This is a genomic window from Sphingomonas sp. Leaf30 (assembly GCF_001422525.1).
GTDB classification, from domain to species: Bacteria; Pseudomonadota; Alphaproteobacteria; order Sphingomonadales; family Sphingomonadaceae; genus Sphingomonas; species Sphingomonas aerolata.
The window spans coordinates 788,172-795,197 of record NZ_LMKZ01000001.1 but is presented as its reverse complement, the minus strand read 5'-3'; the positions used below and the strand labels follow the sequence as shown (position 1 = coordinate 795,197).

At 65.3% G+C, this 7,026-nt stretch carries 5 protein-coding genes and 1 tRNA gene; 1 reads left to right on the top strand and 5 read right to left on the bottom strand.

The window, feature by feature from the left end; translation table 11 throughout:
* Positions 1-1,691: 1,691 nt before the first annotated feature.
* Positions 1,692-1,782: transfer RNA gene (locus ASE89_RS03755), tRNA-Ser, on the bottom strand.
* A gap of 88 nt (positions 1,783-1,870) precedes the next feature.
* On the opposite strand from ASE89_RS03755, the gene ASE89_RS03750 reads away from it, so the two are divergent.
* Positions 1,871-2,731, top strand: coding sequence for a peptidylprolyl isomerase (locus tag ASE89_RS03750; RefSeq protein ID WP_056674144.1), 861 nt, complete (start codon positions 1,871-1,873; stop codon positions 2,729-2,731).
* On the opposite strand, the gene mmsB is transcribed toward ASE89_RS03750, so the two are convergent.
* The 4 genes from mmsB to ASE89_RS03730 all read right to left on the bottom strand — a co-directional run bounded on the left by mmsB (position 2,728) and on the right by ASE89_RS03730 (position 7,009).
* Positions 2,728-3,609 (bottom strand): 3-hydroxyisobutyrate dehydrogenase, encoded by an 882-nt coding sequence (gene mmsB / locus ASE89_RS03745; protein WP_056674141.1) that lies wholly within the window; start codon positions 3,607-3,609, stop codon positions 2,728-2,730. The genes ASE89_RS03750 and mmsB overlap by 4 nt on opposite strands.
* A gap of 193 nt (positions 3,610-3,802) precedes the next feature.
* Positions 3,803-4,579: an enoyl-CoA hydratase gene (locus ASE89_RS03740; RefSeq protein WP_056674137.1), complete on the bottom strand. Its 777-nt coding sequence runs from the start codon at positions 4,577-4,579 to the stop codon at positions 3,803-3,805.
* Between the two features lie 104 nt (positions 4,580-4,683).
* Positions 4,684-5,724: an enoyl-CoA hydratase/isomerase family protein gene (locus tag ASE89_RS03735; RefSeq protein WP_056674135.1), complete on the bottom strand. Its 1,041-nt coding sequence runs from the start codon at positions 5,722-5,724 to the stop codon at positions 4,684-4,686.
* A 139-nt stretch (positions 5,725-5,863) separates the two neighbouring features.
* Positions 5,864-7,009 carry an acyl-CoA dehydrogenase family protein gene (locus ASE89_RS03730; RefSeq protein WP_031394233.1) on the bottom strand — a complete coding sequence of 382 codons (1,146 nt, stop codon included), beginning with the start codon at positions 7,007-7,009 and terminating at the stop codon, positions 5,864-5,866.
* Positions 7,010-7,026 lie beyond the last annotated feature (17 nt).

Sequence of the window (7,026 nt, the reverse complement as noted above, 5' to 3'; positions counted from 1 at the left end):
TTGTCGGCGGCCGTGACACCCTCATCGGCCCGGCGACGGATGCGGCCATGGCTTTGCTCCAGGCTCGTGTAGACAGCGGAGATGCGGCAACGATTGCACGCCTTCATGCCAACGCCGTAGCCCGGTTCGAGGCAGCGGGGTTCCCGCGCGCTCAGGCGGAACAAGCGCTCGCCATGATCGACGTTCCAGAGGCTTGGGGCGCACGAAAGCTTCGGTCGGCCTCCGATCTCAGGGCCTTGCACATTCCCGTTCTAGCGATCTACGGGACCACAGATATGCTGGTGGACGATGCACCTGCGGCACGTGCCGCTCTGGCAAGCAACCCCGGCGCTCGAGTTGTAATGCTGGACGGGCTCGGCCACTCGTTCCAGGAAGGCGCGGTCACAGGCGCGTCGGATGAGGTGTCGAGGTTGGGCCCGTACCTCGGATCGCCTCGCCTCGTGGCAGTCGTTGGCGACTGGCTTCGAGATACACTGTACTCGCAAAGGGGCAGATGACGGGACAAGTGCGGCAACGCTTACTTTTTCGCCGCTCGACGTTTATCCGACTGCTGGCTGTGGAGGCCGGTTCTTAGCTTCTAAAGAGCGCTTGACGGCGGCAAGTCGCCATCCGCTCCACATGAACGATCGTCGGCTGAATGCGTCTCCTGACCCGAAAGCAGCCGTTCCGCATTCCACCAATTGCGTTCTCCACGGTGAGGCCTACCAGCCGCTATGAGCTTCGGCGTTTTCATCTACCTCTTTGACTCAGTTTACGGCGACACCCCGGCCGAACGGTATCAGTTTACAAAGCAGTAACTCGGTTGTGCGCAATCCTGTGCTGGGGACTGGATTGCATACAAACGAGCCGCGTAATGTTGCAGTCTCGCGCGGATATTTTGCGGTTACTCGGGTGGAACGCATTATCCCGGATTAGAGCGCGGCAGACATGTATTTCGCGATCATCAAACCCGGCAGCCACCTCGATTTTTTTTAATCCGGTTCCGTCTACCGATGCACAGGGCATCGTAATCGAGAATGGGGTGATAAACGAAGCAGGCCGAGTCAGGAAAACTGGATCGAGTATTTGTGGCCGGCGGTTGCGAGGTATTAAATCCCAACTTCGCGAAATAGATTTTGAAATATTATTCCGTATTTTTTTGCGTTTTTCGACCCAGAGGCAGAGTCCCCCCTGATGGAACCGCTGAGGTCTGATACCGGGTCACTGACACCACGTACCCCCCCCGGGGGTAGGCTGGGGTTCCTTAAAGCTGTTCACGCGTGTCGAGCTGCAAGGGAGTGTCGAACAGCTTGATCTGGCCAAGCCTCGAACCGCAAAATGGAAACGCTATGCACACCTCGGCAGAGCTGATGAAAAGCGTCGTACGATCCCGGGCATCCGCCGCGACAGGAGGGGCACGGCGGTTCCGGGGTATCATGAACTTCTGGCAGTAATGGCAGTTCGGGGTAAGCCTATGCGCGGGCCTATTGGACCAGCCAAGAAATGCCGGACCAACAACGCTGGCGGCATGATAACGTGGCGCATCGTGCTTTTAGCGAAAGCCGCCAGCATACCGCCCAACGATCGCTAATCGTTCGCGCCTGTCCGCATCTAACCGCCCAAAGTCGAAACCGAATGTGGGAACAACCGTGGGAACGAAACCCTCGACAACACAAAAAGTCACGGTTTTCTGGTCTTTTTTAGACTAGTTTTGGCGGAGCGGGAGGGATTCGAACCCTCGATACGCTTTTGACGTATACTCACTTTCCAGGCGAGCGCCTTCGACCACTCGGCCACCGCTCCGCATTGCTCTGGAACGCGCCTGCTAGAGCGGGTTTGGCTGCGGCGCAAGCGATTGCGTGATGCGCGGCACTCGGGCAGTCTCACAGCGATGATCACCGCCCTTCTCGCCGCCGCCCTCGCCCAAGCCACGCCGGCGCCCGCGCCGCTGCCGTCCGATCCGGTCGCGGCGGACTGGGTCGCGGTGCCCGATGACGAAATCCTCGTCTTCACGCTGGCGAACGGGCATGGCTTCACGCTCCGCCTCGCGCCCGCCTATGCGCCCGCGCACGTCGCCAACATCCGCGCGCTCGCCCGCGCGCGCTGGTGGGACACCGCGACGAGCGTGTACCGCGTGCAGGACAATTACGTCGCGCAATGGGGCGATGCGACCGAGAAGAAGCCGCTCGTCCCCGGCGTCGCGGACGGGATCGCCGCCGAATATGACATGGCCGGGCCGACCGCGGTCGCGCGGCTGGCCAAGCGCGATCCCTATGCCGAATGGGCGGGCTACAGCGCGGATGGCTGGCCGCTCGCCGGGTCGGGCGCGCGGCAATGGCTGCCGCATTGCTACGGGATGGTCGGCGTTGCGCGTGATCTGGCGCCTAGCGTCGGCAGCGGCGCCGAGCTCTATACCGTGATCGGCCATGCGCCGCGCGCGCTCGACCGCAACATCGCGGTCGTCGGACGCGTCGTCGACGGGATCGAGTGGCTGTCGTCGCTGCCGCGCGGAACGGGCGAGCTCGGCTTCTACGCCACGCCTGCCGAACGCAGCCCGATCGTCTCGGCGCGGCTGGCAAGCGACCTTCCCGCCGCCACCCGCCCGCACTTCCAGTACCGCGCGACGCGCAACCCGCGCTTCACCGCGTGGATCGCGGGGCGCGAGAACCGGACGCCGCCCTTCTTCACGGTGCCGGCGGGCGGTGCGGACATCTGCAACGCGCTCCCGCCGGTCCGCCGCGCGCCGGGTTAGGCCTTGCCCTGCAACGTGCGGATGATCGCGGAGAAGTCGAGCCCGCCCTGCCCGGCCTCGGCGAACGCCTCGTAGCGCTCCGCCGCCTTCGCGCCCATCGGCGTGTCGGCGCCGACATCCTGCGCCGCCGCCATTGCAAGCCGCAGGTCCTTCAGCATCAGGGCCGCCGCGAACCCGCCCTGATAGTCATGGTCGGCGGGGGTGTCGGGGCCGATCCCCGGCAGCGGTGCATAGGTCGTCATTGACCAGCTCTGCCCCGACGAGACGCTGGCGATGTCGTAAAAGGCCTGCGCGTCGAGCCCGAGCTTGTCGGCCAGCACGAACGCCTCGCAGGTCGCGATCATCGTCGCGCCGAGAATCATGTTGTTGCAAATCTTCGCCGCCTGCCCCGCGCCGTTCGCGCCGGCGTGGATCACCGCCTTGCCCATCGCCGCGAGAATCGGCTCGGCGCGCTCGAACGCCGCCGCCGAACCGCCGACCATGAAGGTGAGCGTGCCCGCATTGGCAGCGCCGATCCCGCCGGAGACCGGCGCGTCGACCGCCGCGAGCCCCTTGGCCTGCGCGGCGTCGGCGACCTGCTTCGCGGTCGCGACGTCGATCGTCGAACAGTCGATCAGGATCGCGGTTGGGCCCGCGACGCCGAACAGCGCGTCATACACCTCGGCGACGTGCTTGCCCGCGGGCAGCATCGTCACGATCGCCTCCGCCCCGTCCGCGGCCTCGGCGGCGGATGCGACGGGCAGGCAGCCCGCGGCCTTCGCCTTGGCCAGCGCGTCGGCGCTCAGGTCGAACGCGTGGACGTCATGGCCGTTCTTCGCGAGGCTCGCGGCCATGCCGCCGCCCATATTGCCGAGGCCGATGAATCCGATGCGTGCCATGTTCTCTCTCCTAAATCTGCCGCGGCGACTGTGCCGCTCGCGCACCAACCCCGCCATTCGCGACTACGTCCCGAACGCCCCAACCCCGTCATTCTGACGAAAGTCAGGATCCAAAGCCAGGAACGACACGGCCAGTAACCCTGGATCCTGACTTTCGTCAGGATCCAGGCAGCGACGATGACGGGTGGCCGCGCTACTTGCCCGTCCAGGCCCCCGCGCGCTTCTCGACGAATGCGGCCATGCCTTCGCTCTGGTCCGCGGTACCGAACAGCCCGTGGAACAGCCGCCGCTCGAACTGCACGCCCATCGCGAGCCCCGTCTCGAACGCCGCGTTGACCATTTCCTTGTTCGCCAGCACCGCCAGCGGCGCCATCGCGGCGATCGTCGCGGCGGTCTTCACCGCTTCCTCGATCAGTTCGTCGGCGGGGACGATCCGCGACACCAGCCCGGCGCGCTCGGCCTCGACCGCATCCATCATCCGCCCGGTCAGCACCATCTCCATCGCCTTGGCCTTGCCGACCGCATGCGTGAGACGCTGCGATCCGCCCATGCCGGGGGAGACCGCGAGCTTGATCTCGGGCTGGCCGAACTTGGCGGTGTCCGCCGCAAGGATGAAGTCGCACATCATCGCGACCTCGCAACCGCCGCCCAGCGCATAGCCCGCGACCGCGGCGATGATCGGCTTGCGCGTCCGCGTCACCTGCTCCCAGCCGGCGAAGAAATTGCTCGCATACATGTCGGCAAAGCCCTGGCTCTGCATCTCCTTGATGTCCGCACCGGCCGCGAACGCCTTGGCCGAACCGGTCAGCACCGCGCAGCCCTGCGACGGATCCGCATCAAACGCGGCGAACGCGGCGATCAGGTCGGCGAGCACCTGCGAATTGAGCGCGTTGAGCGCCTGCGGGCGGTTGAGCGTGACAAGCGTCACCGCACCGCGCTGCTCGACGAGGATCGTTTCGTAATCGGCCATCTCAGTCTCCAATAAGCATCGTCATCCTGGACTTGATCCAGGATCCAGAGCCACGAGCGTCATCGTACATGGCTCTGGATCCTGACTTTCGTCAGGATGACGGATTATCCCGGCGTCCACGCCTCGCCCTCGGGCAACGGCGCGAAGATCTGGTCGATCACGTGATCGCTCACACCCTCGGGCGTCGCCGGATCCCAGCGCGGCGCATTGTCCTTGTCGACGATCACCGCGCGCACGCCCTCGATGAAATCGTGCCGCTGCACGACATGCGCGCCGACCGCATATTCCTGTTTCATCTCGTCTGCGAAACTCGCCATCGCCGCGCCCTCGTGAAGCAGCCGGAGCGACACCTTCATCGTCTGCGGCGACTTGGTTTTGAGCGTCGCAAGCGTCTTCGCGGCCCACTCACCACCATCGACGTCGAGCGCGGCATAGATTTCCTCGAGCACATCGGACGCGAACAGCCGGTCGATCTCGTCACGATGCGTCATAATCTCGGCATCGTCGGGTACGTCGGACGCCCCTTCGAGTATGACGTCGATCTCGCGGGGACGCTCGACGATCGAGTCCTTCACGCTCTCGAGCTTGGCGCTCGTCAGATAATGCGTCGCCAGCCCCAGCGCCAGGCAATCGGCGCCGTTGATCCGGTGCCCGGTCAGCGCGAGATACTGCCCGATCCGCCCTGGCAGCCGCGACAGATACCATCCCCCGCCGACATCGGGGAACAGCCCGATCCCCGTCTCGGGCATCGCGAACTTCGTGTTCTCCGTCGCGACGCGGTACGTGCACGGCAAGGCGAGCCCGACGCCGCCGCCCATCGTGATCCCGTCCATGAACGCGACGATCGGCTTGGCATAGACGAACAGCCGGTGGTTCATCTGGTACTCGGCATGGAAGAACGCGCGCGCTTCGACGCCATCGCCGGCTCCCGACGCGGCGAGCATCCGGATATCGCCCCCGGCGCAGAACCCGCGCCCCTCGGCATGATCCACGATGATCGCCTCAACCGACGCATCTCCACGCCACGCCTCGAGCGCCTCCAGCACGCCCTCGCACATCGCCAGATTGAGCGCGTGCAACGCCTTGGGCCGATTCAGCCGTATCCGGCCGACAGGCCCGTCGACTGTCGTGATCAGGTCGTTCATATAGTCTCCACCCCGGCGAAGGCCGGGGCCCAGTTGGAAAGGTCGATGTAACAACGGACGGCCCCTGGCCAATGCGCGTCCCCCACCTGGACCCCGGCCTTCGCCGGGGTGGTCGCTGTGTGAGGCCTCTTCCTACGAATCACTGCCGGGTCAGTTCGCGGCCGACGATCATGCGCATGACCTGGTTGGTACCCTCGAGGATCGAATGCACGCGCAGGTCGCGCCAGAAGCGTTCGATCGGGTAATCCTGCAGATACCCGTAGCCGCCATGCAACTGCAACGCGCGGTCGACCACCGACGAGCCGGTGTCCGTCGCAAGCCGCTTCGCCATCGCCGCGAACTTGGTCTTGTCGGGCGCGTTCGCCGTGACCTTGGCCGCCGCCATGTACAGCAGCGCGCGGGCCGCTTCCAGTTCGGTCGCCATGTCCGCCAGCATGAACTGCGTGTTCTGGAAGTCCGCGATCGGCTTGCCGAACTGCTTGCGGTCGCGCGTATAGGCGATCGCCTCGTCGAGACACCGCTGCGCACCCCCCAGCGAGCACGCACCGATGTTCAGCCGCCCGCCGTCGAGCCCCATCATCGCGATCCGGAAGCCCTCGCCCTCGCCGCCGACCATGTTGGCGCCCGGCACACGGACGCCGTCGAAAATCACCTGCCGCGTCGGCTGCGAATGCCAGCCGAGCTTCTTCTCGTTCGCACCGAACGACACGCCGGGCATGTCCTTCTCGATCACCAGGCAGGAAATACCCTTGGGCCCCTCCTCACCGGTGCGGACCATGGTGACATACACCTCGTTCTCGCCCGCGCCCGAGATGAACTGCTTCGATCCGGTCACGATCCAGTCGTCACCGTCGCGCACCGCGCGCGTCTTGAGCGCTGCGGCGTCCGACCCCGAGCCCGGCTCGGTCAGGCAATAGCTCGCCAACCGGTCCATCGTCACCAGATCGGGAAGATACTTGTCCTTCACCGCAGCCGAGCCGAACCGGTCGATCATCCATGCCGCCATGTTGTGGATGCTGATGAACGCGCTCGTCGACGGACACCCATACGACATCGCCTCCATGATCAGCGCGGCTTCGAGGCGCCCGAGCGCGATCCCGCCGCTCTCCTCGCTGACATAGATCGCCGCGAAACCGAGCTCGGCCGCCGCCTTGATCGTGTCGCGCGGGAAGATGTGCTTCTCGTCCCACTCGGCCGCATGCGGGGTGATCCGGTCGGCGGTGAAGCGGCGCGCGAGCTCCTGGATCTCGCGCTGGTCGTCGGTGAGGTCGAACTGGTTGGTCATCGGGCTTTCCTGTGTCG

Excerpts from the sequence above, each read along its gene's own strand:
- ASE89_RS03735 (WP_056674135.1), bottom strand. The coding sequence starts at position 5,724 with ATGAACGACCTGATCACGACAGTCGACGGGCCTGTCGGCCGGATACGG.
- ASE89_RS03740 (WP_056674137.1), bottom strand. The coding sequence starts at position 4,579 with ATGGCCGATTACGAAACGATCCTCGTCGAGCAGCGCGGTGCGGTGACG.
- ASE89_RS03750 (WP_056674144.1), top strand. The coding sequence starts at position 1,871 with ATGATCACCGCCCTTCTCGCCGCCGCCCTCGCCCAAGCCACGCCGGCG.
- ASE89_RS03730 (WP_031394233.1), bottom strand. The coding sequence starts at position 7,009 with ATGACCAACCAGTTCGACCTCACCGACGACCAGCGCGAGATCCAGGAG.
- mmsB (WP_056674141.1), bottom strand. The coding sequence starts at position 3,609 with ATGGCACGCATCGGATTCATCGGCCTCGGCAATATGGGCGGCGGCATG.